At 34.3% G+C, this 25,468-nt stretch carries 21 protein-coding genes and 1 tRNA gene; 18 read left to right on the plus strand and 4 right to left on the minus strand.

All coding sequences use genetic code 11. The features are described 5' to 3' along the window. Nucleotides 1-24: 24 nt before the first annotated feature. From BW731_RS08920 to BW731_RS08940, 5 genes are all read left to right on the plus strand, one after another. Nucleotides 25-110: transfer RNA gene (locus BW731_RS08920), tRNA-Leu, on the plus strand. Between the two features lie 59 nt (nucleotides 111-169). Beyond that, nucleotides 170-997 (plus strand): DUF72 domain-containing protein, encoded by an 828-nt coding sequence (locus tag BW731_RS08925; protein WP_079347457.1) that lies wholly within the window; start codon nucleotides 170-172, stop codon nucleotides 995-997. Between the two features lie 206 nt (nucleotides 998-1,203). Then, entirely contained in the window at nucleotides 1,204-1,923 is a 720-nt protein-coding gene (locus tag BW731_RS08930; RefSeq protein WP_079347459.1) for an ABC transporter ATP-binding protein, read from the plus strand. Next, nucleotides 1,920-2,597 carry a methionine ABC transporter permease gene (locus BW731_RS08935; protein WP_079347461.1) on the plus strand — a complete coding sequence of 226 codons (678 nt, stop codon included), beginning with the start codon at nucleotides 1,920-1,922 and terminating at the stop codon, nucleotides 2,595-2,597. The genes BW731_RS08930 and BW731_RS08935 overlap by 4 nt, the downstream gene beginning before the upstream one ends. Continuing rightward, on the plus strand, nucleotides 2,597-3,424 hold the full coding sequence (locus BW731_RS08940) for a MetQ/NlpA family ABC transporter substrate-binding protein (protein WP_079347463.1): 828 nt from the start codon (nucleotides 2,597-2,599) through the stop codon (nucleotides 3,422-3,424). The genes BW731_RS08935 and BW731_RS08940 overlap by 1 nt, the downstream gene beginning before the upstream one ends. Before the next feature lie 35 nt (nucleotides 3,425-3,459). On the opposite strand, the gene BW731_RS08945 is transcribed toward BW731_RS08940, so the two are convergent. Beyond that, nucleotides 3,460-5,091 carry a peptide ABC transporter substrate-binding protein gene (locus BW731_RS08945; RefSeq protein WP_233120457.1) on the minus strand — a complete coding sequence of 544 codons (1,632 nt, stop codon included), beginning with the start codon at nucleotides 5,089-5,091 and terminating at the stop codon, nucleotides 3,460-3,462. Between the two features lie 447 nt (nucleotides 5,092-5,538). Between BW731_RS08945 and BW731_RS08950 the strand changes: the two genes are divergently transcribed. The 3 genes from BW731_RS08950 to thiI all read left to right on the plus strand — a co-directional run bounded on the left by BW731_RS08950 (nucleotide 5,539) and on the right by thiI (nucleotide 9,770). Then, the gene (locus BW731_RS08950) at nucleotides 5,539-7,263 is read left to right on the plus strand and encodes a septation ring formation regulator EzrA (protein ID WP_079347464.1); all 1,725 of its coding nucleotides are present in this window, start codon (nucleotides 5,539-5,541) and stop codon (nucleotides 7,261-7,263) included. Between the two features lie 125 nt (nucleotides 7,264-7,388). After that, the gene (locus BW731_RS08955; protein WP_079347466.1) at nucleotides 7,389-8,540 is read left to right on the plus strand and encodes a cysteine desulfurase family protein; all 1,152 of its coding nucleotides are present in this window, start codon (nucleotides 7,389-7,391) and stop codon (nucleotides 8,538-8,540) included. Between the two features lie 12 nt (nucleotides 8,541-8,552). Then, on the plus strand, nucleotides 8,553-9,770 hold the full coding sequence (thiI, locus tag BW731_RS08960) for a tRNA uracil 4-sulfurtransferase ThiI (RefSeq protein ID WP_079347468.1): 1,218 nt from the start codon (nucleotides 8,553-8,555) through the stop codon (nucleotides 9,768-9,770). 28 nt (nucleotides 9,771-9,798) lie between these two features. On the opposite strand, the gene BW731_RS08965 is transcribed toward thiI, so the two are convergent. Further along, entirely contained in the window at nucleotides 9,799-11,037 is a 1,239-nt protein-coding gene (locus BW731_RS08965) for an aminopeptidase (RefSeq protein WP_079347470.1), read from the minus strand. 263 nt (nucleotides 11,038-11,300) lie between these two features. Here BW731_RS08965 and BW731_RS08970 point away from each other — a divergent pair, with 263 nt between their 5' ends. Further along, entirely contained in the window at nucleotides 11,301-11,876 is a 576-nt protein-coding gene (locus BW731_RS08970; RefSeq protein WP_158080194.1) for a TetR/AcrR family transcriptional regulator, read from the plus strand. Between the two features lie 90 nt (nucleotides 11,877-11,966). Here the strand turns inward: BW731_RS08970 and BW731_RS08975 are convergent, their stop codons facing one another. Beyond that, nucleotides 11,967-12,410: a flavodoxin gene (locus BW731_RS08975; protein ID WP_079347474.1), complete on the minus strand. Its 444-nt coding sequence runs from the start codon at nucleotides 12,408-12,410 to the stop codon at nucleotides 11,967-11,969. Nucleotides 12,411-12,558: 148 nt separating this feature from the next. Here BW731_RS08975 and map point away from each other — a divergent pair, with 148 nt between their 5' ends. Both map and BW731_RS08985 read left to right on the plus strand, forming a co-directional pair. Then, nucleotides 12,559-13,311, plus strand: a complete 753-nt coding sequence (gene map, locus BW731_RS08980) for a type I methionyl aminopeptidase (protein WP_079347476.1) — start codon at nucleotides 12,559-12,561, stop codon at nucleotides 13,309-13,311. Between the two features lie 15 nt (nucleotides 13,312-13,326). Beyond that, complete coding sequence (locus BW731_RS08985; RefSeq protein ID WP_079347477.1) at nucleotides 13,327-14,253, plus strand: YihY/virulence factor BrkB family protein; 927 nt, start codon at nucleotides 13,327-13,329, stop codon at nucleotides 14,251-14,253. Nucleotides 14,254-14,263: 10 nt separating this feature from the next. Here BW731_RS08985 and BW731_RS08990 read toward each other — a convergent pair whose 3' ends face one another. Beyond that, complete coding sequence (locus tag BW731_RS08990; RefSeq protein WP_079347479.1) at nucleotides 14,264-15,409, minus strand: glycosyltransferase family 4 protein; 1,146 nt, start codon at nucleotides 15,407-15,409, stop codon at nucleotides 14,264-14,266. Nucleotides 15,410-15,605: 196 nt separating this feature from the next. Here BW731_RS08990 and BW731_RS08995 point away from each other — a divergent pair, with 196 nt between their 5' ends. From BW731_RS08995 to BW731_RS09025, 7 genes are all read left to right on the plus strand, one after another. Continuing rightward, nucleotides 15,606-16,757, plus strand: coding sequence for an LCP family protein (locus BW731_RS08995; protein ID WP_079347481.1), 1,152 nt, complete (start codon nucleotides 15,606-15,608; stop codon nucleotides 16,755-16,757). 179 nt (nucleotides 16,758-16,936) lie between these two features. After that, a complete protein-coding gene (locus BW731_RS09000; protein WP_079348617.1) occupies nucleotides 16,937-17,965 on the plus strand; it encodes an ABC transporter ATP-binding protein in 1,029 nt (342 codons plus the stop codon). Further along, complete coding sequence (locus tag BW731_RS09005; protein ID WP_079347483.1) at nucleotides 17,946-19,076, plus strand: CDP-glycerol glycerophosphotransferase family protein; 1,131 nt, start codon at nucleotides 17,946-17,948, stop codon at nucleotides 19,074-19,076. The genes BW731_RS09000 and BW731_RS09005 overlap by 20 nt, the downstream gene beginning before the upstream one ends. Next, nucleotides 19,073-19,813, plus strand: a complete 741-nt coding sequence (locus tag BW731_RS09010) for a WecB/TagA/CpsF family glycosyltransferase (RefSeq protein ID WP_079347484.1) — start codon at nucleotides 19,073-19,075, stop codon at nucleotides 19,811-19,813. Before BW731_RS09005 ends, BW731_RS09010 begins: the two co-directional genes overlap by 4 nt. Before the next feature lie 13 nt (nucleotides 19,814-19,826). Continuing rightward, entirely contained in the window at nucleotides 19,827-20,642 is an 816-nt protein-coding gene (locus tag BW731_RS09015) for an ABC transporter permease (RefSeq protein WP_079347486.1), read from the plus strand. Between the two features lie 13 nt (nucleotides 20,643-20,655). Next, complete coding sequence (locus BW731_RS09020) at nucleotides 20,656-21,831, plus strand: CDP-glycerol glycerophosphotransferase family protein (RefSeq protein WP_079347487.1); 1,176 nt, start codon at nucleotides 20,656-20,658, stop codon at nucleotides 21,829-21,831. Further along, nucleotides 21,828-25,364: a CDP-glycerol glycerophosphotransferase family protein gene (locus BW731_RS09025; RefSeq protein WP_079347489.1), complete on the plus strand. Its 3,537-nt coding sequence runs from the start codon at nucleotides 21,828-21,830 to the stop codon at nucleotides 25,362-25,364. Before BW731_RS09020 ends, BW731_RS09025 begins: the two co-directional genes overlap by 4 nt. Nucleotides 25,365-25,468: the final 104 nt, after the last annotated feature.

Consider the following 25,468-nt stretch of genomic DNA (forward strand, 5'->3'; position numbering starts at 1 on the left):
TATGGTAGAATAACACTACGATTAGCGAGAATGTCGGAATTGGCAGACGAGCAAGACTAAGGATCTTGTGAAGAGTATTCTTCGTGAGGGTTCAAGTCCCTTTTCTCGCACTAACTAGTATCAGGTCTTATGATCTGATACTTTTTTTATAGAAAAAGGATGACATAACATGATAGAAATTGGGTTAACGACGTTTAGAGAACACGGAAAATTACTGAATAAATCATTTTTAACATTATCTGATTACGCATCACTATTTCCAGTGGTGGAAATGAATACGTCTTTTTACGGAATAAAAGAACCAACAGTCAGTGAAAATTGGATAAACGAGACACCAAATAAGTTTTCTTTTAGCATCAAGGCGTTTAAAGTCATGACAAAACATGCAAAGTTAGAAGAGTATTATCAGGATGAAAAAGAAATGGATGAAGCGTTCAAATTATTTTTAGAACCCTTAGTTCAACAAAATCGTCTTTCTACCATTTTGTGCCAGTTTCCTAGTTATTTTATTTGTAATAAAGAAAATGTAACCTACCTTCGTCAGTTGAGAGAACGATTCAAAGAGTATCCAATGGCTGTAGAGTTTCGAAGTAGCACTTGGTACAGTGAGTCTGTTAAAAAAGAGATGATGCAATTTATGACTCAGTATCATTACACATTGGTGAGTGTTGATGAACCACAAGTTGTGCATCATTCAGTTCCTTTTTTATCTGAAGTCACAACACCTGATTACGCGTATGTACGACTTCATGGTAGAAATAAACGCTATTGGGCAGAAAAATCGAGTGACTGGCGGAAAAAACGTACGCTCTATCGTTATTCTGATGAAGAACTAAATGAGCTAGCAAAAGAGATAGAAAAAATAAAAGCTAAAAAAGTGGTTGTGGTGTTTAATAATAATTCAGGTGGCGATGCAGGAGAAAACGCCTTAACACTCAAAGACAAATTGAAAATTGAGTATCAAGGACTAAATCCAACCCAATTAAATTTGTTTTAAATAGTTCACTAAAAAACAAAATTGTATGTATAAAAACTTGATACGTTATTTATAAAGTCAAGCCTATCAATCATTTAAATCGTTAGAAGAAGATGACCATTGTGTTATCTTCTTCTTTTTTTCTGATAGCTTTGCGTTTTTGTTTGAGAGCCTTTACTATGTGTGATGTCGATAAGCAGTACCGTATACGTAAAGGAGTATTAAAAGTGATTCAGTTAAATCAAGTAAGAAAAGTCTATGGGGAATTTAGTTTAGAAAATATTTCATTAACCATAAAAAATGGTGTCATCTATGGGGTTGTAGGTGAAAGTGGTTCGGGAAAATCAACGCTATTGAGTATATTAAATTTAAGTACATCAATAGATGATGGAAAGTTTTGGATAGATGATGTCGATTGTCGTGACTTAACAAGGAAACAAAAGGGTATTCTCAAACAGAAAATGGGCATGATTTTTCAAGACTATCATTTGCTTAATAATCTAACCGTATTAGAAAACAGTCATTTACCTCTAAAACTAAAAGGTATTAAAGATAAATCACAAGCTCTTTTTTGGTTGGAAAAAGTTGGGTTACTAGACTATGCAACTGTTTACCCATCAACGTTAAGTGGTGGACAAAAACAACGTGTTGCGTTGGCAAGAGCTTTAGTGACAAAGCCAAAATATATTTTGTTAGATGAAGCCACAAGTGCATTAGATGAGTATAATGCTCAGCTTATCTTGCAAATTTTAAGAGACGTGCATGATGACTACCAGCCCACCATCATTTTTGTGAGTCATGATTTAGATAAAGTAAAATCTTTTTGTGATGAATGCTTGATATTAGATAAAGGTCAAATTCGTCATATCGTTGAGGTGAATCACAGTCAAGATGAGGCAGAGTGTGATCCATACCCAACCAAAGCTTTTAGGAGGTTGAGCAAATGACATCTTTAAAAGATGCGATGATTTATTTGCCAGAACTAGTGTTAGCTCTTAAACAGACGATGTATATGATTGGTGTGAGCATGGTATTTGGTATGGTGTTTGGTTTGATAATAGGGACTGTACTATTTCTATGTCGCAAAAAAGAAACATGGCAACAAAGATGTCTCTATAATCTCTCATCAAGTTATGTTAATATTATTCGCTCATTTCCATTTTTATTATTGGTTGTTACATTGATTCCTTTGACACGTGTGATTGTTGGGACAGGATTTGGCCCAAAATCAGCATCCGTTTCACTTAGTTTAGTAGCAATTGCTATTTTCGCAAGACTATGTGAACAAGTGTTATTAGATATTCCTAAAAGTGTGCTCATCTTATCAGAGTCATTAGGTGTGACAAGATGGCAACATGTGTATCATTTTTTATGGCTTGAAGCAAGAAGTGGCTTGGTATTAAGTGCGACATCGATGTTAATTAGTTTGGTATCTTATTCGACTGTAATGGGAGTAGTTGGTGGTGGAGGAATTGGAGACTTCGCCATACGGTATGGCTACCAACGTTATGAATACACTGTGATGATGCTTGCTATCGTCATCATGATTGTGTTAGTTGGATTGATTCAATTAGTAGGGTATAAAATAGCAAAAAAATTAGATAAAAGGACGTTGTCATAATGAAAAAAAGTTTTAAATATGTGATGTTGTTAGGTTTAACATTAGGGTTAGTAGCATGTGGAAAAGCAGAAGAAAGTAAAAAAGAAGAAAAACCAAAAGAAGATAAAATCATCAAAGTAGCTTCTCAAGCACCACCAATGACTGATATTGTCAATGTCGCAAAAGAAGAAGCAAAAAAAGATGGATGGGATGTTGAATTGGTTCAAGTAACAGATAACATCCAATATAATGAAATGTTAAAAAGTAAAGAAGTTGATGCGAATTTCGCACAACACAAACCATATATGATGAAATTTAACCAAGAAAAAGAGGCAAACTTAGTGGTGATTCAACCTATTTATAATGCAAAAGTTGGTTATTATTCAAAAGATTATAAATCAGTTGATGAGATTCCTGATAAAGCGAAAATTGCTATTCCAAGTGACGTATCAAATGAAGGCCGTGCATTAGCGATTTTAAATGAGCAAGGCTTAATTACGTTAAAAGAGGGTGTTGGCTTTAATGGAACACTGAAAGATATTGAAAAAAATCCAAAACAAATTGAATTTTTATCAGTTGATTTATTAAACTTAGCAGAAGCTTATAACGAAAAAGATGTGGCGATGGTTTACAACTATCCAGCTTACATTGCAAAAGTTGGCTTAACTCCAGATGATGCCATTTTATTAGAAAATACAGTAGATGAAAGATTTGCGATTTCTTTAGTAGCTAGAGAAGATAATCAAGATTCTGACAAAATTAAAGCTTTGAAAAAAGCTATGACAAGTAAAGCAGTGAAAGAATATATCGAAAAAGAACATAGTAAAACAGCTATTCCAGCATTTTAAAAAAAGACGCCTTTTAAGAGGGCGTCTTTTTTTATTTATTCTACTGTAACATTTTTATAATAAGGACTTCCTAAAGCACGGTAAACAAGTCCTTTAACTTTTGGTTTCACTAAGAATGCTTCACTACTTTGATACAGTGGTTGATAAGGTAATTCTTCCATCATTAATTTATGAGCTTCTATCATTGACTCCCAACGCTTATCAGAATCGGCAGCATAAGTGTTAGTGACATCATTCATGATTTTACCGTATTCTTCATTATTCCATTTTCCAAAGTTCATTGAAGCATCAACATTTGCAAGTTGTAGAAAATCAACAGGATCGGCAAATGTTGCAGACCATCCAGCTAATACAATCTCAAAGTCTCCATTAGACATTTTGTCTAAGCGATTTGAAAATGGAATAGCAGAAACATTAATCTTTAGCCCATCAAGAGTCGATTCAAGTTGACCTTGTACATATTCTGCCAATTTCTTTGCAGAGTCTGTATCAGAGGCTAGTAAGGTAAAATTTAAAGGTGTGTTTCCAAGTTCTAATTTAGCTTTTTTCCAATATTCTTGGGCTTTTTCCTGATTGAACTCTGTTAATTTACCAGATTCTTCTGCAAAGTCTTTTCCAGTTTTAGGATTAAGGATACCTGTGGCAACAAATCCATTAATTTCTTTTGAACCATCACCTAAAATAGTATCAGCGATTTCTTTTGAGTTGATTGAGTAGCCAATCGCTTTACGCAGATTTTTATTAGATGCTAATTTATTTTTAAAATTATATTGAATATAGTAACTTGACGGATATTCCCTAACAATGAAGTCAGCATTATCTTTTTGTTGTTGAGCAAATTCGCCTTTAACTGGAATAATATCGACTTCATCAGCTTGATACATATTTAAGCTAGTTCCATTTTCTTTGACAACAGTCACATTAATTTCATCTAATGACACATGTTTCTTCTCACGGTATTGATCGTTTTTTATGTAATTCCAAGTAGTATTTGTTCCATCCCATTGATCCAGTTTGAAAGCACCGTTATAAACTAAATTTTCACTTGAGGTAGCATAGTTATCGCCAAATTCCTCAACAGCTTTTTTATTTTGAGGGTAGAAGGTCGGTTTAGCTAATAGAGAATTCAGGTATGGAATCGGTTTTTCAAGAGAAATTTCAATCGTGTAATCATCTAGAGCTTTAACACCTAGTTCTTCAGGTTTTTTCTCACCTTTAGTGATAGCGTCAGCATTTACTATACCTGAAAAAAGGTAAGCATACTCAGAAGAAGTCACCGGGTTAACTGTTCGTTGCCAAGAGTAAACAAAATCATGAGCTGTAACAGGCTCACCATTACTCCATTTACCATCTTCTTTTAATGAAATAGTATATGTAAGCCCATTATTTGTTGGCTCAACAACTTCTTTAGCTAATGCAGCTTGTGGAATACTATCATCATTGAATTCATAAAGACCCTCCATTGTTTGACTAATAGCAGAAAAGCTGACAACATCAACCGCTTTTGAAATATCCATTGTGGGTAATTCAGCAGACTCAACAACTGATAATAGTTGTTTGTTATTTTTTTGCTTGTTACTATTTGTGCTATCTAAGTTATTACTTGAACAACCAGCAAAAAGGATTAAACTACTAGTTATTGCTCCCAACATAACGTTTTTTTTCATAAAGCTCCTCCTTTTATTATTTTTTGATTAAAAAAATTAAAATTTAATTATAAATATAAAGTGATATGAACCAATTGTCAATTAATATAGCTGACTCATTTGATCAAAGATAATAAACTATGATGATAAAATAGAAAGAACTGTTAAATGGATAGTAGGGTTATCTTTTTAATTGCTAAAGGTTAAATAGATAAGTTATACTTAAACAAGCATCGTAATCATATGATTAAACTTTAAAAGTCGAAGAATGAAAAAATGACTTTTTTAGAATAAACTAGTGATAGAAAGTAGTGAATGTGCTATAATCTTTCTTAGATGTAAATTTTCTAATATATTGATCAATTGTATGAAAAAGAGGTTTTAAGTGTACTTATAATAGGCATTTTGTCCTCGTATTTCTGGTGAGTCGAAAGGGTAGTGGTCACAAACATATATGGAGGAAATTTCATGAATACTAAAACCTGGTTATGGGTATTACTTTTTGTAATTATCCTAGCGGTAGCAGCTTACCTAGTTGCGTTCTTGATGAAACGCAGAAATCAAGATAAACTGGAGGAATTGGAACAGCGTAAAATTGCGTTATTCGATTTACCAGTTCTTGAAGAAGTGGATGAAGTAAAGAAAATGCACTTAGTAGGCCAAAGCCAAAACACGTTTAGAGAATGGAACCAAAAATGGGTTGATATATCTACCATATCTTTTGCTGAACTAGAAAGCCTAATTTTTGAAATTGAAAATTTAAATGAGACATACCGATTAATGAAGGTGAAAGAAGCCATCGTTGAAGCAAATGACACGTTAGACGGCATGGAAAAAGAAGTTGAAGAAATCCGTCAAGGTCTGAAAGAATTACGTGAAAGTGAAGAGCGTAACTCTGAAGCAGTCCAAAAAGCATTAGATGCTTACGAGTCAATTAGCGATACCGTTTCTGAAAACCCAGAAAAATACGGTGTATCTTATAATGAACTTGAAAAACAAATTCAAAATGTTGAACGCGATTTTACTCAATTTGTTGCATTAAATACAGCTGGTGACCCTATGGAAGCTCGTACTGTATTAGAAAATGCTGAAAAGAGAACATACGAAATTCAAGGAATTGTTGAGCAAATACCTCCTTTAGTCGATACATTAACAAATGTATTTCCAAAACAATTAAAGGAAATAAAAGAAGGTTACGAAACATTGAAAAAAGATCACTACGTGTTTGAAAATGACATCGTAGCGGTTAATGTTGAGAAATTAGAAACGAAAGTTGATGCAACATTATCTAATTTAGAAAAGTTAGAAATTGAAAATGTTTCAAAATTAAATGCGGAAATTGCTAAAGAAATTGATCATTTATATGACATCATGGAGAAAGAAATTTCTTCTCGAGTTTACGTAAATGATAACAAAGCAAAATTAACGAGCCTTTTAGAACATGCTGACAAGAACAATCATCTATTAATGATTGAATTGGATCACGTCTCTCAAAGTTATATTTTAAATAACAATGAATTGGGAAGTGTCAGAGGCTTCCAAGCTCAGATGGAAGAAATACAAAAAGAATTTGACGAAACTGAAGAAAAAATGAAAAATAAAGAAGCAATCTTCTCACAAGTAGCTTCTTTTTACCGCGAGAGTCTAGCCCAATTAAAAGATATCGAAAATGGGCAAGTTGAGATTAGCCGTTCTATTAAGGATTTTGCTCCTAGAGAACGTAAGGCAATCGAAAAAATTGATGACTATGAATTAGAATTGCGTATGTTAAAACGTTATGTTGAAAAACAACGCTTACCTGGAATACCAAGCAGTTACCTAGAGTTTTTCTTTGTAACTGGAGAACGAATCGAAGAACTAAGCCAAGAGCTTAATAAAATTAGAATAGATATGAATCATATTGATCACTTAGTTGCTGTATGTGATGAAGACATGCGCACGCTTCGTGAAAAAACGAATGAGTTGATTGATAGTTCAACATTGACTGAACAAATGATTCAGTACGCTAACCGCTTCCGTTTCTCTCATCCAGATATAAAACACGCAATTGATCGCAGTTTGAGTTTATTCTCAAGAGAGCATCAATACAAAGATGCTTTGGATGTTATTTCTGAAGCGATTGAACGAATCGAACCAGGAGCAACAGACCGTATTAGAAAATATTATTTTGATAATAAAGAGACAACAATCTAAGAGTTTAGAAAAACCAAGAAAACATGCTTGTTTTCTTGGTTTTTTTATGAGCAAATTAGCTTAGTTGATGATTTATAAGTAGCACGTTATAATGAGTAGTGAATTTTTATAGAAAGAGTGACGATATGATATATTTTGACAATAGTGCAACAACCATGATTCATCCACAAGTACTTGATACATATAATAAAGTCAGTCAGCGTTTTATAGGAAATCCTTCTAGTTTACACAGGTTAGGTCAGCAATCTTCTATATTATTAGAAAAATCACGTCAACAAATTGCGGATATTTTGGGAGTAGACTCAACTGAAATCTTTTTTACCAGTGGTGGGACAGAAGGTAACAACTGGGTCTTAAAAGGTACAGCAATTGAAAAACGTCCTTTCGGTAATCATATTATCGTATCAAATGTCGAGCATCCATCTGTTTCGAATACAGCCAAACAATTAGAAGAACTTGGCTTTAAAGTATCATTTTGTCCCGTCGATAGAGAAGGATTGATTGATTTAGCTGAGTTGGAAAAACTATTATCAGATGAGACGATTTTAGTATCCACAGTGGTGGTGAATAGTGAAGTTGGAATGGTCCAAAGAATAAAGGAGATTAGTGAGTTACTTAAAAAGTATCCATCCATTCATTATCATGTTGATGCTGTTCAAGCTGTCACTAAATTACCAATAGAAAAATATTTAACTAGCCGAGTGGATTTTATGACATGCTCTGCACATAAATTTCAAGGGCCAAGAGGAATAGGATTTATTTATTGGCGTAATGGTGCAAAACTATCTCCTTTACTAACTGGCGGTGGACAAGAACGTAACAAAAGAAGCGGCACAGAAAATACACCAGCTACTGTTGCGATGGCTAAAGCATTCCGTATAGCAACTGACGATCAGGATATAAAGGAAAGAAAAGTTCGCCAACTTAAAAATGCTCTTGCTGAGGGATTAAATAAATATGATCATGTCACATTATTTTCTTCGTTAGATGAAGAAAAATCAGCTCCTCATATTTTAACGTTTGGCTTAAAAAAAGTACGAGGTGAAGTATTAGTACATGCCTTAGAGGAAAAAGATATCTATATCTCGACAACGAGTGCCTGTTCAAGTCGCCAAAAAACAGAAAGTAGCACCTTACATGCAATGGGTGTCACACATCAATTTGCCGAAACAGCTGTTCGAATAAGTTTAAATCATCAAAACACAATGGCTGAAGTCGAACAGTTTTTAGTGATATTTAATCAATTGTATCAAAAGTTTTCGAAAATCTATTCGTAAGAGGGGAACTCAATGAAAGCAACAGAAATCATGATTCGTTATGGCGAATTATCAACAAAAGGAAAAAATAGACGTATATTTATTAATCAACTAGCATATAATGTCAAACAGAGTCTGCATGGTTATCCAAAGGTTAAGGTGAGATCAGATCGAGATAGAATGCATTTAATATTAAACGGTGAAGATGATCGTCAAGTAATGAAACAACTAGAACCAATTTTTGGTATCCAAAGTTTTTCACCCGTTGTCCGAATTGAAAAAGATCCTGAACTGATTTGTCAGACAGCACTGGAAATGGTTAAAGATATCTGGGAACCTGGGAAAACATTTAAAGTTCAAAGTAGACGCTCTGATAAAGGCTTTCTTTGGGATAGTAATGATATCAATAAAGAAGTTGGTGCAGCAATTTTTCATGGAATAGAAGGAATTCAAGTGAAAATGGTTCAACCAGATATTCGTGTAGAAGTAGAAGTACGTAACGAAGCGGCCTATTTATCATGTGAAACTATTTTTGGTGCAGCTGGCTTGCCAGTCGGATCCAGTGGTAAAGGGATGTTAATGCTCTCTGGAGGAATTGATTCACCTGTAGCTGGTTATTTAGCGATGAAGCGTGGGGTAGAAATTGAAGCCATACATTTTTATAGTCCACCATACACCAGTGAACAATCACTAAATAAAGCAAAGGATTTAGCTGTAAAATTAACTCCTTACGTAGGGAAAATCCAATTCATTACAGTTCCATTTACGGAAATTCAAGAAGAAATAAAACGTGGTATTCCAGAAGGTTATTGGATGACTGTGACAAGACGTTTCATGTTACGTTTGACTGACAAAATCAGAGACATACGCCATGGATTGGCTATTGTTAATGGCGAATCTCTTGGGCAAGTAGCATCACAAACGATGCGAAGCATGACAGCGATAAATGATGTGACGACAACCCCTATTATTCGTCCAGTTATTACAATGGATAAATCAGAAATAATAGAAGTAGCAGAAAAAATTGATACATTTACCTTAGCAACGTTGCCTTTTGAGGATTGTTGTACCATTTTTGCTCCGCCAGAGCCTAAAACAAAGCCTAAAGTAGAAAAAGTTCGTAAATATGAAGAACGATTGGATGTTGAAGGGTTAGTGTCAAGAGCATTAGAGACTATTACAATAGAAGAAATAAAATCCGGGGATTCTTATTTACAAGCAAGAACTCAAGAAATGGATGATTTATTATAAAAAAAAGTGGGCACATTGCCCACTTTTTTTATGCCCATTCACCATTTCTGAATATTGGCACTTTAGTACCATCTGTTTTGATACCATCTACATTCATTTGATTAGAACCAATCATAAAGTCAACATGTGTTTGACTACGGTTTAATCCAGCCTCTGCTAGCTGTTCTTCAGTCATTTCTGTGCCGCCTTCAATATTAAAGGCATACGCACTACCCAAAGCTAAATGATTTGAAGCATTTTCATCAAAAAGGGTATTAAAGAATGTAATACCAGATTGAGAAATTGGAGAGCTATCCGGAACAAGAGCGACTTCACCTAAACTTTTCGCTCCTTCATCTGTTTCTAATAATTTTTTCAATACATCTTCGCCTTTATCTGCAGTGACATCAACGACTTTGCCATCCTTAAATGTAAAGACCATGTTTTCGATCGTATTTCCAGCATAGCTTAACGGTTTTGTACTCGATACAATACCGTCAATACGACGACAATCTGGAGCTGTAAAGACTTCTTCAGTTGGCATATTTGCCATGAAACGTTCCCCACGAGCATTTTTACTGCCAGCACCTTCCCAATGATGATGTTCTGGAAGACCGATTACTAGATCAGTACCAGGTGCGGTATAATGTAGCGCATCAAATTGATGAGCATTTAATTCATCTGCTTTTGTTTCTAACGTCTTATCATGATTATGCCAAGCTTCAATAGGATCCGTTTCGTACATACGACAAGCTTTAAAAATAGCATCCCATAATGCATCAACTTGTTCTTCGTTAGATGTTAATTCAGGGAATACTTTTTTTGCCCAGTCACTACCTGCAGCAGCAACAACAGTCCAGCTTAATTTGTTTGCTTGTGTCGCTTGTCGTAGTGGCATCATTGCCTTTCCATTTACTGATTGGAAAGTTGCTAAACGATCTCCGTCCACACCAGAGAAAGCATCAGGATTTTGAGATACGACACTAATACGACTTGCTCCTTTTTCCACCCAATCATTTGCCTCTTCAATTTTATAGTCAGGGACGCTAGAGATAACATCATCATCAGCATGTAAGAAAAATTCTCTGTTTACAACGTCATCTGACCATTGAACAACAACTTGTTTCGCTCCTAATTTGTATGCTTCTTTAACAATATAACGAGCAAGAGGTGCTTGTTCTACTTGTATATTTAAGACAACAGTGTGTGATTTAGATACATTTACACCGACTTTAGTAATTAATTCAGCATATTTTTGTAATAAATGATCGAAATTTTTTAATACCATTTTATCATCCTCCTAGAATTATCATAACAATATATTAGCATACGATAGAGATGAGAACAAATTGGACCGATTATCACTGGTATGATGCATTTATTCGCTATCTTCTTATTTTCTAAAATATCGTTTTTTTATCAAAAAAATGGGTGTTTTTTTGATATATTTATTTGTTTGCTCATAAGTTCATGTTATAATGTATTAAATAACTGTAGCTTGACATGTATTGTTCGTTTTATAAACATTTTAAGAACAAAGGAGAGGTTTTTATGGCTAGAAAAAAGACAATTACACGAGAACACATCCTATCAGCAGTATTTGAAGTTATTTCGACTGAAGGATTTAGTGGATTTACCGCAAGAAATATAGCGAATAAGATGAAAACATCAACGCAACCAATTTATTTGGAGTTTAAAAATATGGATGAGTTACGTAATGTCTTTATTGATCGAGTGACAGCCGGCTTAAGAAATGAAGTTTACAATCAACGCTATACAGACGATTGTATTGTTGATTTGACAGTTAACTATGTAAAATTTGCTTCTGAAAATAGTGTTTTTTACAAAGCACTTTTTGTAGATAATCATGAAAGTGGGACGAAACTAAATAAGTTTACACATGATTTATTTTATGACAAAATCAATCAGGATGATGCATACGCTAAACTATCTGATGAAGTAAAAGAAGCTATTTTCACTAATTGTTGGGTTATGAGCATAGGGTTATCTACATTAGCTGCCTCTAGGAGGGCTAGACCGACAGTTGAAGAAATAGAAGTTATGATTAAAAACGTTATCGAAATGTCCCAAAAACACCCTAAAGTAAGTTTAACAAAATTAAAGTGAGTTTAACTGCTTATATAAATAAATAACCTCGTGAAGTCAACGTTTTAATGTTGGGTTTACGAGGTTTCTATGTGTATTGAGTTAGTTTGTTTAATTAAGTTGTTTTACTAATGCATCCGCAAATGCTTCAAGAGCAACAATGTCATCTTCTTCAGCAGCTAAGTCAACTTTTACTGACTCAGCCCCTTTTGTTGCACCAGTTGATTGGAAAGCTTTATCAAATTGATCAACCACTTGACAGAAGCATGGATAAAAGGTATCTCCGGATCCAATCACACCATATATTTTTCCAGTTAAATCTAATTCTAATAGATCTTCATAAAAGTCAGCAATTTCATCAGGAACTAAGACATCATCATAAGTGTAACTACCTACAATACAAATATCTGCATCTAAAAACTCTTCAGCATCGACTTGTGTGCATTCCTCAATCTCAACGTCTAACCCTTTTTCTTCTAAACGTTCTGCTACGATATCTGCTATTTCTTCCGTGTTACCAGTAAGACTTGCATAAACAATTTTTGCAATAGCCATGTTTTTCCTCTTTCCTCTACTTAATCATCTAGAAAAATTATAACAAATACACACCAGTTTTCAATAAATTTATCTTTTGCTAATTTTGTCGAACGGGTGTGTTTATGCTAGAATAAGAAAGCAAAGATGAAAAGGAGCGAAAATAAACATGATTACATTAAAATCAGCAAGAGAAATAGATGAAATGGAAAAATCTGGTCAATTATTAGCTAGTGTTCATGAAGCGTTAAGAGATTTTATAAAACCAGGTATAACAAGTTGGGATATTGAAGTGTTTGTTCGAAATATGATTGAAGAGCATGGTGGGATTGCCGCTCAAATCGGATATGAAGGCTATGAGTATGCAACGTGCTGTAGTATTAATGATGAAATCTGTCATGGATTTCCAAGAAAAACACCATTAAAAGATGGTGATTTAATTAAAGTGGATATGTGTATTGATTTAAAAGGGGCTATGTCAGATTCTTGTTGGGCATATGTTGTCGGAAAATCAACACCAGAAATTGACCACTTAATGGAAGTAACTGAAAAAGCTCTTTATAAAGGAATTGAACAAGCAACGGTTGGCAATCGTATCGGTGACATTGGTCATGCCATTCAGACATATGTTGAAAGTGAAAATTTATCTGTTGTGCGAGATTTTATTGGCCATGGGATTGGGCCAACTATCCATGAAGCACCATCTGTTCCTCACTATGGACAAGCTGGAAAAGGGTTAAGATTAAAAGAAGGTATGGTTATTACGATTGAACCAATGGTAAATACTGGAACTTGGCAAATGAAGATGGATAATAATGGATGGACAGCACGAACAAAAGATGGCGGTTTAAGTTGTCAGTATGAGCATACGATTGCCATTACTGCTAATGGGCCGAAAATCTTAACTTTACAAGATGAATAGGAGCGTTTAAGAGGGATGGAAAAGAATGCAGAAAAAAAGGATTGGCAATCATTTGTTAAAGACTTTTTATCTACCTTAAAACAGGCAGATGTTACTATCTACTCTATTGTCGTCACTTATTACATGCTACTGTCTTTTTTTCCACTTCTTATTGTGATAGGTAATGTGCTCCCATATTTAAAAATTGATGAAACACAAATCTACCCTTACATCAGGGAGCTATTGCCACCAGATATTTACCGTATTTTAAAAGATACGATAGAGGATTTGTTAACTAAAAGTAATGGTGGATTATTATCAATTTCAGCATTAGGTACCTTTTGGGCTATTAGTAAAGGAATAAATGGGATACGAATTAGTTTGGACAAAGCATATGGTGTTTCTAAGCAAAAAACCCAATTTATTAGACGACTACTATCTTTTTTTATGGTGTTTTTATTGATGCTTGCTTTGTTGGTTTTAATGTTTATCATGGGATTTGGTCAAGTCATTTTAGAACATTTACTTCCAATTGTTGGTATGCCTGAAGATATACTATCAACATTTCAAACACTACGGTGGCCAGTAACCATCTCTGTTTTATTTGTCGTGATGACTTGTATCTATTATTTTTTACCCAGTGCAAAAATTCATTTTAAAACGATTTTATTTGGTGCAGTTTTTACAACCTTAACCTGGATGTTGGTGACCCAATTATTTAGTTTATACGTGACGCATTTTTCAGGGAAAATTTCTAGTTATGGTATTATTGGTGGTTTCATCCTCTTTATGTTTTGGCTGAATATCGCCTCGTCAATTATTATTATTGGTGGCGTAATAAATGTGACGGTTGAAAAATTTTTATATGGTCCAATTAATCCTAAAGAGAGTTTTGTCAGTCATTACGTGGAAACTAGAATGAAGCAAGTTAAAGCCAAGCGACATGAAAAAAAGAAAAAGTAATTCACTACAATCAGTGAGTTACTCTTTCTTTTTTTTTTTGCTCGTATTCTGTTAGTTTTCTTTTTCGATATGCTTTATTCCCAATAAATTTTAACGTGTGAAGTAGTGGTTGGCGATTTTCTCCGCTTAATTCGATTAATTCGATAAATAGTTGTAAACCTAGTAAAGAGGCGATAGTGAGGAAAACAGTCCCCCACGTATTGGTAAACAAGTATAAAAATGAAATGAGCGAAAAGATTAACGCCATACAATAAATCATAATAACTGCTCCACGATGCGTAAACCCTAGTGAAATAAGGCGATGATGCAAGTGCATTTTATCGGCTGATGAGATAGGTTTTTTATTGAGTATTCGTCTAATCATTGCAAATACAGTATCTGTTAAAGGAACGCCTAAAATAATAAGTGGTGTGATAAGAGAGATAAAGGTAGCATTTTTTAGGCCTTGTAATGATAGTAAAGAAATTAGAAAACCTAAAAATAAAGCACCAGTATCCCCCAAATAAATTTTTGCTGGAAAGAAATTAAAGGGGAAAAATCCCAATGTACTCATCAGCAAAATAAAAATACTAAGAGGAACCACAATATTCACTGCTCCGGTAGAGGCCCCAATGTACCCAATAATCCCAATAGTTGTCAACGCAATAATTGACACACCGGATGCTAAACCATCAAGTCCATCAATTAAGTTAATGGCATTTGTTAATCCAGCAATCCATAAAATAGTAATAGGATAACTTAACCAACCAAATTCAATCGTACCAAAATAAGGTAGTGTGATTGAGTGCATGATAATATCGAAAACAAAACACACATAGAGTGCGGCTAATATAATACCAATCATTTTTTGTTTGGGAGTAATTTCAAAAATGTCATCAATTAACCCAGTTATGACAATAATCCCTGAAGGAATAATCAAGTGCAAGGCATAGCTTGTTGGAATAATATCATCAAATAAAAATAAAATAGATAATGAAAATGTGATAAAAATAGCTAATCCACCTGCAGTAGGCATTGGTTTAGTATTGATTCGTCGCTTATTAGGTTGATCAACTGCCCCAATGACAAAGGCTAATTTACGAATGAAAGGTGTTATAATGAAAGAAAAGAGCATCGTTAACACTAAACGAAATGATATTTCAAAAATAAAGTCCATTCTCTTACCTACTTTCAGAATTCAACACATATTATAGCACGGCAACTCTTTAATGCACAATTTAATTCTAAATATAAGAATTCTTTAAAAAAGTATAAAAATATTAGATTGGTACCATAAAAACTTCTCATTATGCTATACTATCTTAGATTGAAATTATGTTACTATATTATTTATTATCTAGGAGATTGATAGAGTGAGTAAAAAGAAAAATAAAAAAACTCAGAAAAAAACTGACAAAAATCTTAAAATACAAGAATTTAGTTCCTTACACTCTAGAAAAAATAATCGCAAGAAAGATTCTGGGTTAAAGAAGACACTATTGAGTATTAGCAAAATTTTAGGTGTATTACTCGTAATCTCTCTCTTGGGGATTGTCGTATACGGTGTTAAAATGGTGGTCGATGGCAATAAGTTTTTAAATGATGCTTACAAGCCAAGAGAGACAAGTCAGGTAGCCAATGATAAGATTGATGTGCAAAAAGACCCAATTTCTATCCTTTTACTTGGTCTTGATGATGACGCGGAGGATACTAGAGGAACAGGCGGTGCTAGAACTGATTCAATGATTCTACTTACAATCAATCCGTCAAATGAGCTAGTCAGTATGGTAAGTATCCCACGTGACACTTATACACATATTTCTACTAAAAATTTTGATGGGAACGATAAAATAAATGCAGCTTATGCTCACGGTGGAATAGAAGGATCTATAACGGCTGTGGAAGAACTATTAAATGTCCCAATCAATTACTACGCAACAGCAGATTTCCAGGCATTTGAGGATGTTGTTAATGCAGTTGGTGGGATTGAGATAGACGTCCCATTCACTCTAACTGAACAGAATGCACAAGGAAAAAAAGTGGTGCAACTTAAAGAAGGAAAACATAATTTAAACGGTGAAGAAGCACTAGCATTTGCAAGAACTCGTTATATTGATAATGATGTTGAACGAGGGAAACGTCAACAAGAAGTACTTGAAGCTATTGCTCAAAAGGCAATGGAAGTAGGATCGCTAGCCAAGTATAAGAGCATATTGAATGCATTAGATGGTCATGTAACAACCGATATGCCACCAAGTCGTATTTTATCAGTAGCGCAATCTGGTTTAACGAAAGACTATAAGTTTGATTCGTATATCTTTTCATGGATGAGTTATAACTACGGTGAGCAAAGTATGGTAGGTTTACATAAAGACAGCATCGACTACATTTCACATAAATTACGTCTATCTTTAGGGTTAGATTCAACGGATGATCGTGATGACGCAAACTATAAGTTTGAAACGGATGGACTCGTTGACCCAAGAACCTATCCACAAGATGGTATGGCAATTGATGATTATTAAAAGAGTTTAGGGGGGTTGTCCCTTAAACTCTTTTTTAAATGCTGAAGAATGACTTAAATTTATGATGAAACTTTGATAAAATACAGATAATAGTGTAAAATGGTGTAGTTTTAATGAACTGAAAAAGAATAGGATGGGTCAACGTGAATCAAAAAGAAAATCCAAAAGTAGAATTAGCGATGATTACCAAAGAATATGATTTATATAAGAAAAAGTCCGATAAAATCAAAGCATTGTTCAAGTTCTCAGAAAAAAGTGTACCGCATTTTTGGGGATTAAGAGGAATAGATTTAAAAGTCTATCCTGGTGAAGCAGTCGGATTAATTGGAATTAATGGATCAGGAAAATCTACGTTATCAAATATATTAGCAGGAATCATCCCTCAAACAACTGGGCAAATGATAATCAAAGGTGAAACATCCATTATTGCCATTGGAGCTGGATTGAAACCACAATTAACAGGTCTTGAAAACATTCGCTTAAAATGTTTGATGCAAGGATTAACCAATGAAGAAGTAGACGAAATACTACCAGATATTATGGAGTTTGCTGATATTGGGGATTTTGTTAACCAGCCAGTAAAAAACTACTCAAGCGGGATGCGATCACGCTTAGGTTTTGCGATTGCCGTACACAATAATCCTGACGTTTTGATTATTGACGAGGCGTTATCAGTAGGGGACGATACGTTCTATCAAAAATGTGTGGACCGTATTTTACAATTTAAAAAAGAAGGAAAAACAATTTTCTTTGTATCACACTCTCTTAACCAAGTAAAAAAACTATGTGATAAAGTGGCATGGATTCATTATGGTGAATTACGTGAGTATGGTACCACAGAAGAAGTCGTTGCTAACTATAATGACTTTATTAAATGGTTTAGAGCCTTATCAGAAAAAGAGAAAAAAGAATATCAAAATGGCTACAAAGAAAAGCAAAAAAACTTTAACGTTAATGAATTAAAAGAAATTGCAGTTGAAAGAGGACATGGAAAGTCTGTCTTAAGAGGTCCTGCAATAGGAAAAATGTCTAGCCTAACAAAACTAATGTTAGTACTGATGATTGTTGCAATCGTGGTGTTTGGTACGATACATGTTAGAGGTAGATCGTTTAAGTCTTACTTTGCCCAAGATACCACACAAAAAATCGAACAAACAGTGACAGATAAAACCTCTATGGATAAATTGTATGACACATATATTGGTTAGTTACTTAAAAGAGCTATATAGTGTTGTCGTTAGAAGATTATCTAAAAAAAATAAATCGAAACCAGTAATCAAAAGAGTCTGTTACTTGATGAGTTTTCCTAATAATAATCAAGGGTTGATTGAAGCCATATCACACGAGAAACAAGTGATTGTTTTATATAAAAAGAATTGCTTAGAAGAAGTGAAACAACTTAAAAGTTTTGGGATTGAGTGTATCAATCTAGACACAGTTAGTGGTTTCATCAAAGGAATTAATTGTCTTTGTCAAAGTCAGGTGATAATAGCTGATAATTATTTTGCGTTTTTAGGAGATATTACCTTTAAACAAAATCAAACAGTTTACCAACTTTGGCATGCGACTGGAGCGATTAAACAGTTTGGCTTAGAGGATAAGTCAGCTGTAAAACGCTCTGAAAAAGATAAACATCGTTTTAGACGAGTGTATGAGTCGTTTGATTATGTCTTTGTTGCGTCGGAAAAAATGGCCGATGTATTTAAGAGAAGTTACGGCTTTTCTAAAGAACAAATACTTTTTACTGGCTTTCCAAGAACAGACAGACTATGTCAAAGAATAGCTAAACCAAACAGTAATAAAAGACGCATTTTATATTTACCAACTTATCGTGAAAATGAACCTGTTGAGACATGGTTATTAGATATCAAAAAAGTAGCTGATAGCTTAAAAGATGAGGGGTTACTTCAGGTGAAGCTACATCCCCACGTTGAGTTAGAACATGTTAATCAAACAAATGTCGACTGGATATCGTCACACGAATCGGCTGATGAGTATATCATACAAGCGGATGTTTTGATTACTGATTATTCTTCTGTGGCGTTTGATTTTACTCTAGCCAATCCGACTGGGCAGTTAATCATGTATTGGCCGGATGAAATGAAGTATCGTCAAGTGACAGGTATTCAGCCAAATATTGAAGCAGACTTCCCGCAATCTGTGGCTCATACAACAGACGACGTCATTAAACAACTAACTAATCACCCGATGCTTGAGGGAAATAAGCAGTTTAATGCATTATGGAATACATATAACGACGGACAAGCAACAAACAGAGTATTAGATGAAATCAAAGAAGTATTGGATGGAGAAAAATGACTAAAAAGGTAGAATACATTTTAAATACGCCTGTTGACTATTTGACCATGACAGATATTAAACGAGATTTATCTTGGTATTTTGACCATCATCAAAAAATGGTGCTTGCAAGTATCAACCCGCAAATCATTTTAATATCTGAAAAAAATAAGTGTGTCAAATCATTTATTGAACATGCGACTCATCGCTTTGCTGATGGGATTGGTGTTGTCAAAATGTCACAATGGACAAACGGACGTATCAAAGAACGGGTTGCAGGGATTGACGTAATGGCAAGTGTGTTAGAATTTTGTCATGAAAATAAAAAATCAATCTTTTTATATGGAGCAAAACCAAAAGTGGTCGCGCAAGCCGCACGTAACATACAAAAAGACTACTCAAACATTCGAGTGAGTGGATGGTTAGATGGCTATGACAAAAAAAGTAGTGGTGAAATCATCGATATAATCAATCAACATCATGCCGATGTGTTATTCGTTGCATTAGGATCACCTAAACAAGAGGAGTGGTTACAACGCTACATGCCACAACTCAATCCAACTATCTTTCAAACAGTTGGGGGAAGTTTTGATGTGTATAGTGGTGAAGTGAAACGAGCTCCTGAAGTATTTATCAAAACAAACTTAGAGTGGTTGTATCGCTCGGTAAGTAATCCGAAACGCTTTAACCGTATTTTTCAAGTACCTTTGTTTGTCACAAAAGGATTAGTGTGGCATTTAAAACAAAGTAAACAGTAAGGAGAGCTAAAACGTGAATGACGTAAAGACCGTAATTACGGAACAATTTAAAAATTTTGGGATTATTCGTCGTATTTCGAAATATGAAGAAAAAGCCACTTATCAAAGTCACTATCTAGGCCTGTTGTGGCAAGTATTAAATCCAGCAATTCAGATTGGAATTTATTATTTAGTCTTTGGTTTAGGAATGAAGAGAAAAGACATAGATGGCGTGCCATATATTATTTGGATGCTTGTAGGGATTATTGCGTGGTTCTTTATTAATAGCTCAATATTAGGAGAATCAAATAGTATCTACAAACAAATTGGGATGGTATCAAAAATGAAGTTCCCAGTCAGTATTTTACCGACTGTTAATATGGCAAGTAACTTTAAAAGTTATCGATGGATGATGTTTATTTTATTAGTTTCCATGTTTTCAGTCGGAATCTATCCTAATATTTATTGGCTACAGTATTTTTATTATTTATTCTGTATGTTTGCCTTTCTGTTTGCTTTTGGTATATTGAATTCAACCATTTCAGTCTTGGTGCGAGATTATCACATCATGCTTCAATCAATTTTACGTCTACTATTCTATTTATCAGGACCGATAATGCAATTTAATACAATTTTTGCAGGAACAAGACATGCATGGATAACACGAGTACTTGAATTAAATCCTATCTACTATATTATAGATGGGTTTAGAGATTCGCTACTATTCGGTCGTTGGTTCTGGGAAAAAGGCGTACAAACTGTCTTTTTCTGGTTAGTTGTTGGCGTCCTATTGATTTTAGGGTCACACATTCACATGAAATTTAGAGCACGCTTTATGGACTTTATCTAAAAGGGAGATTACCATGAAAAAAATGATAGAAAAATTGATTTCAATCTGGTTTAGTATGCTAGGCCATTTGCCGAAAAAAAATATTGTCTACTTTGAAAGCTTTCATGGTAAGCAGTTTAGTGATAATCCTAAAGCAATTTACGATTATTTAAAAAAAGAAAATACAACACTTGAACTAGTGTGGGGAGTAACAGCTGGATATGAGGAGACCTTTAAAGAAAAAAAGGTCCCTCATGTTCGACGTTTTTCTTTACGCTGGTTTTTTATGATGCCTAGAGCTAAATTTTGGGTGATTAATACGAGAACACCATTATGGTTAACAAAATCAAAAAAGACAACTTATATCCAAACATGGCACGGAACACCACTAAAACGAATTGGTACAGATATAGAAGAGGTCAATATACCTGGTTACACCAAAGAAAGTTATGACAAAGAATTTTTAGCAGAAAGCAAGAGATGGGATTATTTAACCACCTCAAGTAGCTATACTACTACACATTTTAAACAAGCATTCGGCTATCCTGGAAAAATCATCGAAAAAGGATTTCCAAGAAATGACCAGTTAGTTAATCTGAAACAAAATAATGATAAGGCTGATGATTTAAGAGCTATACTAGGCATCTCACCAGATAAGAAAATAGTTTTGTATGCACCTACTTGGCGTGAGACAGATAACAAGACATCAGAGGGCTATGAATTTAATATCGATTTTCCTTATACAAATTTTTTGAAACAGTTCAGTGATGAGATGGTATTGTTAGTCCGAATGCACTATTTAGTGGCACAAACACTTGATTTTTCAAGTTGGCCATCTGATCAAGTCATCGACGTTTCAACTGGATATGATATGAGTGATTTACTACTAATCAGTGATGTATTGATTACTGATTATTCCTCATGTCTATTTGATTTTAGTTTAACCAACAGAACAATGCTGTTCTTTATGCCAGATTCAACTCAATATGAAGAAGACATTCGTGGCTTTTATCTGCCCATTCAATCATTGTTGCCAGGACCGATTATTAAAGAACCTGATGCCTTAATCGAGCAATTAAAGCAAATAGATGATATTGTGGTGGATAAACAATACGAAGAGTTTAAACAAACATTTTGTAACCATGAAACTGGTAAATCAGCACAGCATATTGCAGAGATAATAAAAAAAGAAATGAGTGAAACACGATGAGTATACTATCTCCAGTCAAAAGGTTAGCTCAACCGTTTGTAAAAACTAAACTATCACCAACCGGAAAACGTGTTGAGACTTATACACGTTTTTATATAAATGAACCCGTGCAACAAGATACCATCCTTTATGAAAGTCGAGATGGTAAATCTCTGACGGATTCACCGTTTGCTATTTTTAATTACTTATTAAAACAAGACATAGAGAAAAAGTACACACATATATGGAGTATTCAGTCATCTGACGAGATGACTTATTTTATGACGCGATTTAAAGACCTGAGTAATGTCTTATTTGTCGAGCGAAACTCAGAAGAGTATTTGAAATGGTTAGCTAAAGCAGAGTATCTGATAAATAATGCAACCTTTCAATCGTTTGTTACGATTAAAGATGAGCAAACATATATCAATACGTGGCACGGGACACCGCTTAAAACAATGGGATTTGACATTCCAGGTAATCCAAATGGTGCACGTAATGTGGTTCGTAACTTTTTTATGGCTGACGTGTTAATCAGTCCAAATAAACATACCACCAATATGTTTTTAGATAGTTATCGTTTGCGACATAATTATCAAGGTGTGATTTTAGAAGGTGGCTACCCTCGGATGGATGCAACCTTTAATAACAATCACGATACAGTGATTCGCACACTACATGAACGAGGTGTGACACTTGATTTGAGTAAAAAAATCCTGTTATACACGCCAACATGTAAAAGTGGCGAAGTGGCTTATACAGAACAAGAACTTCGCCAAATCATCAGCGAGACATCTGTTTTAAGAGAAACATTTGGTGACACATACAATATCTTAATCAAAGTTCATCCATTTATTTATGACAAAGCCAAAAAAGAAGAAGGCATCTTACCGTATCTGATTCCTGATGGGATTGATACCAATGCCTTACTTGCATGCGTGGATTGTTTGGTGACAGATTATTCCAGTATCTTTTTTGATTATTTAGTGACTGATAAACCAATTGTCTTTTATTGTTGGGATGATGATTTATATAGTCACGAACGTGGGAAATACTTTGATTACGATGAGTTACCAGGGCCAGTAGCATTTAATCTCGATGAGTTAATCACTATTTTAAAAGAGTTGCCGAAAAAAATGGAGGAAGCACGCTGGAACTATGAGCGGTTCAAACGGTTATATGTGCCATATGAAGATGGACAGGTCACACAGCGATATGTCGATTATCTCTTTTTCAATCAGCCGCTTCCTGAGAAAATAAAAGAAGTCAGACAATCAGAAGATAAAGAGACACTGCTTATTTATCCTGGTGGGTTAAGAAAAAATGGGATTACCAGTAGTTTTCTGAATCTACTATCTAATATAGACTATGAAAAATATGCTGTAACGTGTCTTTTAGATAATCCAAAATCACTCGAACAGATTGATTCGATTCACCGTATTCCAAAAGAAGCATCTATCTTATTTAACTTTGGGGAGCCGATTTATACCTTTAGTGAAAGCTATCAAGATTTGTACTATCACATAAAAGGAGTCAACCCATCTAAAAAAGAAAAGTTTCCACTTAATATCTATCAAAGAGATGCAAGGAGACTACTTGGAAAAACTGCTTTTGATGTGAGTATTGATTTTAGTGGCTATAGTTTGTATTGGACTAAAACGATTCTAGGTACCACCTCAGAAAAGAAAGTGTGTTACTTACACAGTGACATGCTTGCTGATATGGATCGCGAGGTAAATGGTAAAAAAATCCACAAAATGAATGTTCAAGGAATCATCAGTGTGTATGATTTTTACGATAAATTAGTGTCAGTCTCTAGTGTGATTAGTGACATTAACAAAGAAAACTTATCTCAGTATGCTGATGCATCCAAATTTGTTTACTCAGAAAACTTGTTAAATATTACTGACATCCTATCAAAAGAACAAGATGTACCTGAGCAGAAAGTTGATTACACGACACGTTTATTTAGAGAAGGTAAACTTACAGTTGAAGAAGATGTCACAATCTATGACACTAGGCCAGATAGTCGTTATGCAAAAGCAACGACAAAATCATTACTTGATAGTTCAGTCACTGTTTTAGGAGAGTTTAGTTATCAAGAAGAAACTTATTTGAAAATCAGTCAGTCAGATTGCTATATTGGTTGGATAAATGCAGCACACATTGATATTATGCCAGACAGTATTCAATCAGAGACAGATGTCTATGATTTATCAAAATTGATAGTAGGTAAAAACTCACAGCTCTTTACAGCACCTATTGGGTTGGATCATTCTAAACCAATATGTTCTCTAGCTAGCTTTGATGAATTATATGTGTTGGTGACTAAAAAAGTTATCACGAATACAGGAACGAGCTTTTTAGTGTCCAATGGCTCTGAAGATTTAGGCTGGGTAACACCAAACGTCTTGCGTGAGATGAGTTCAGTGGCAGTATTTAAACATCAAGTAGCTAAAAAAATGCTAAACAAGTTGTTTTCAGCATCTAATCGAAAACAACTTAATAAACTGACGGAAAAAGCTGCCAACCATCCAATCAACGAGCTCGTAAAAGTGACAGCTCCGATGATGGTATCTGATAGTGCGAGTGAAGAAGCAATCAAAACAGCTCTACCAGTTGGAGAAAAAGTTGTGTTGATTTCAAAAAATACGAGCACACATTGGGTGACTATTCTTTTAGATGATGGCCAACACTATTTTGTCAAAGAATCTGAATTAACAGTTGAAAAACGTGATGAGAGATTTGTATTAGAAGTAAAAGACACGCTATTTTCTGCGGTCTTTACCCAATCAAAAGCGGTAATCTATGCCTCTGTTGAGGATGTCCTTGATGAAAAGGGACTACTATCTAAAGTACCTAAAGAAATTACCGTGACAAAATTCATCGTGAGAAATGACCGACAAGAATACTATCAAGTCTTACTCCAAAACAAACGCGTGTGGGTAAAAAAAGAGATGGTCACCTTTGACTTTACGAAAGGTGTATTGAATAAAGATGGCCTCTTTTTTGATTACCCTAAATCAGATGAACCAACTTTTGTCACAGTGGGAAGATTATCTCAAGAAAAAAATCAGTCGTTACTGATAGAGGCTTTTCATCGATACAGAGAAACTTATCAGAAAGGTCATTTATATATTATTGGTGATGGACCTGAAAGAGGAAAGTTAGAGAAAAAAATAAACGAATTATCACTAAAAAATGACATAACAATGGTAGGACAATTAAATAAACCATACATATTTATGGCATATTGTGATATATTTGTTTTAACGTCTTTTTATGAAGGGCAATCACTTGTGTTACTTGAAGCACTGACTTTAAAAATGAAAGTAGTATCGACAGATATACCAGCGTGTCGCAACGTGTTAGATGGCGGTAAATATGGGATGTTGGCTAAGACAAATGATGCCAAAGGGGTTTTCCAAGCGATGGAAGCCACACTTAAAAAGAAGAAAAACTTCAAAGCTTTTAATCCAGTCCAATACAATAAAAAAGCAATGTTGGATTTTTACGATATAACACGTTTAGGAAACAAATGTATAGTTAAATGAAAAAATATTGTACTTAGGAACACAGTTTATGTTACAATGCATAATGGGTTATCAGTTAAATCTGAATAAAAATAAAATTGAACACATATAATTTGGAGGACATG

The sequence above is a fragment of the Vagococcus martis genome (assembly GCF_002026305.1).
Classification (GTDB): domain Bacteria; phylum Bacillota; class Bacilli; order Lactobacillales; family Vagococcaceae; genus Vagococcus; species Vagococcus martis.

Excerpts from the sequence above, each read along its gene's own strand:
- BW731_RS09025 (WP_079347489.1), top strand. The coding sequence starts at position 21,828 with ATGAGTATACTATCTCCAGTCAAAAGGTTAGCTCAACCGTTTGTAAAA.
- BW731_RS09005 (WP_079347483.1), top strand. The coding sequence starts at position 17,946 with ATGACACATATATTGGTTAGTTACTTAAAAGAGCTATATAGTGTTGTC.
- BW731_RS08975 (WP_079347474.1), bottom strand. The coding sequence starts at position 12,410 with ATGGCTATTGCAAAAATTGTTTATGCAAGTCTTACTGGTAACACGGAA.
- BW731_RS08965 (WP_079347470.1), bottom strand. The coding sequence starts at position 11,037 with ATGGTATTAAAAAATTTCGATCATTTATTACAAAAATATGCTGAATTA.
- BW731_RS08990 (WP_079347479.1), bottom strand. The coding sequence starts at position 15,409 with ATGGACTTTATTTTTGAAATATCATTTCGTTTAGTGTTAACGATGCTC.
- BW731_RS09020 (WP_079347487.1), top strand. The coding sequence starts at position 20,656 with ATGAAAAAAATGATAGAAAAATTGATTTCAATCTGGTTTAGTATGCTA.
- BW731_RS08925 (WP_079347457.1), top strand. The coding sequence starts at position 170 with ATGATAGAAATTGGGTTAACGACGTTTAGAGAACACGGAAAATTACTG.
- BW731_RS09010 (WP_079347484.1), top strand. The coding sequence starts at position 19,073 with ATGACTAAAAAGGTAGAATACATTTTAAATACGCCTGTTGACTATTTG.
- map (WP_079347476.1), top strand. The coding sequence starts at position 12,559 with ATGATTACATTAAAATCAGCAAGAGAAATAGATGAAATGGAAAAATCT.
- thiI (WP_079347468.1), top strand. The coding sequence starts at position 8,553 with ATGAAAGCAACAGAAATCATGATTCGTTATGGCGAATTATCAACAAAA.
- BW731_RS08950 (WP_079347464.1), top strand. The coding sequence starts at position 5,539 with ATGAATACTAAAACCTGGTTATGGGTATTACTTTTTGTAATTATCCTA.
- BW731_RS08935 (WP_079347461.1), top strand. The coding sequence starts at position 1,920 with ATGACATCTTTAAAAGATGCGATGATTTATTTGCCAGAACTAGTGTTA.
- BW731_RS08970 (WP_158080194.1), top strand. The coding sequence starts at position 11,301 with ATGGCTAGAAAAAAGACAATTACACGAGAACACATCCTATCAGCAGTA.
- BW731_RS08985 (WP_079347477.1), top strand. The coding sequence starts at position 13,327 with ATGGAAAAGAATGCAGAAAAAAAGGATTGGCAATCATTTGTTAAAGAC.
- BW731_RS08955 (WP_079347466.1), top strand. The coding sequence starts at position 7,389 with ATGATATATTTTGACAATAGTGCAACAACCATGATTCATCCACAAGTA.
- BW731_RS08945 (WP_233120457.1), bottom strand. The coding sequence starts at position 5,091 with ATGAAAAAAAACGTTATGTTGGGAGCAATAACTAGTAGTTTAATCCTT.
- BW731_RS09000 (WP_079348617.1), top strand. The coding sequence starts at position 16,937 with ATGATTACCAAAGAATATGATTTATATAAGAAAAAGTCCGATAAAATC.
- BW731_RS08940 (WP_079347463.1), top strand. The coding sequence starts at position 2,597 with ATGAAAAAAAGTTTTAAATATGTGATGTTGTTAGGTTTAACATTAGGG.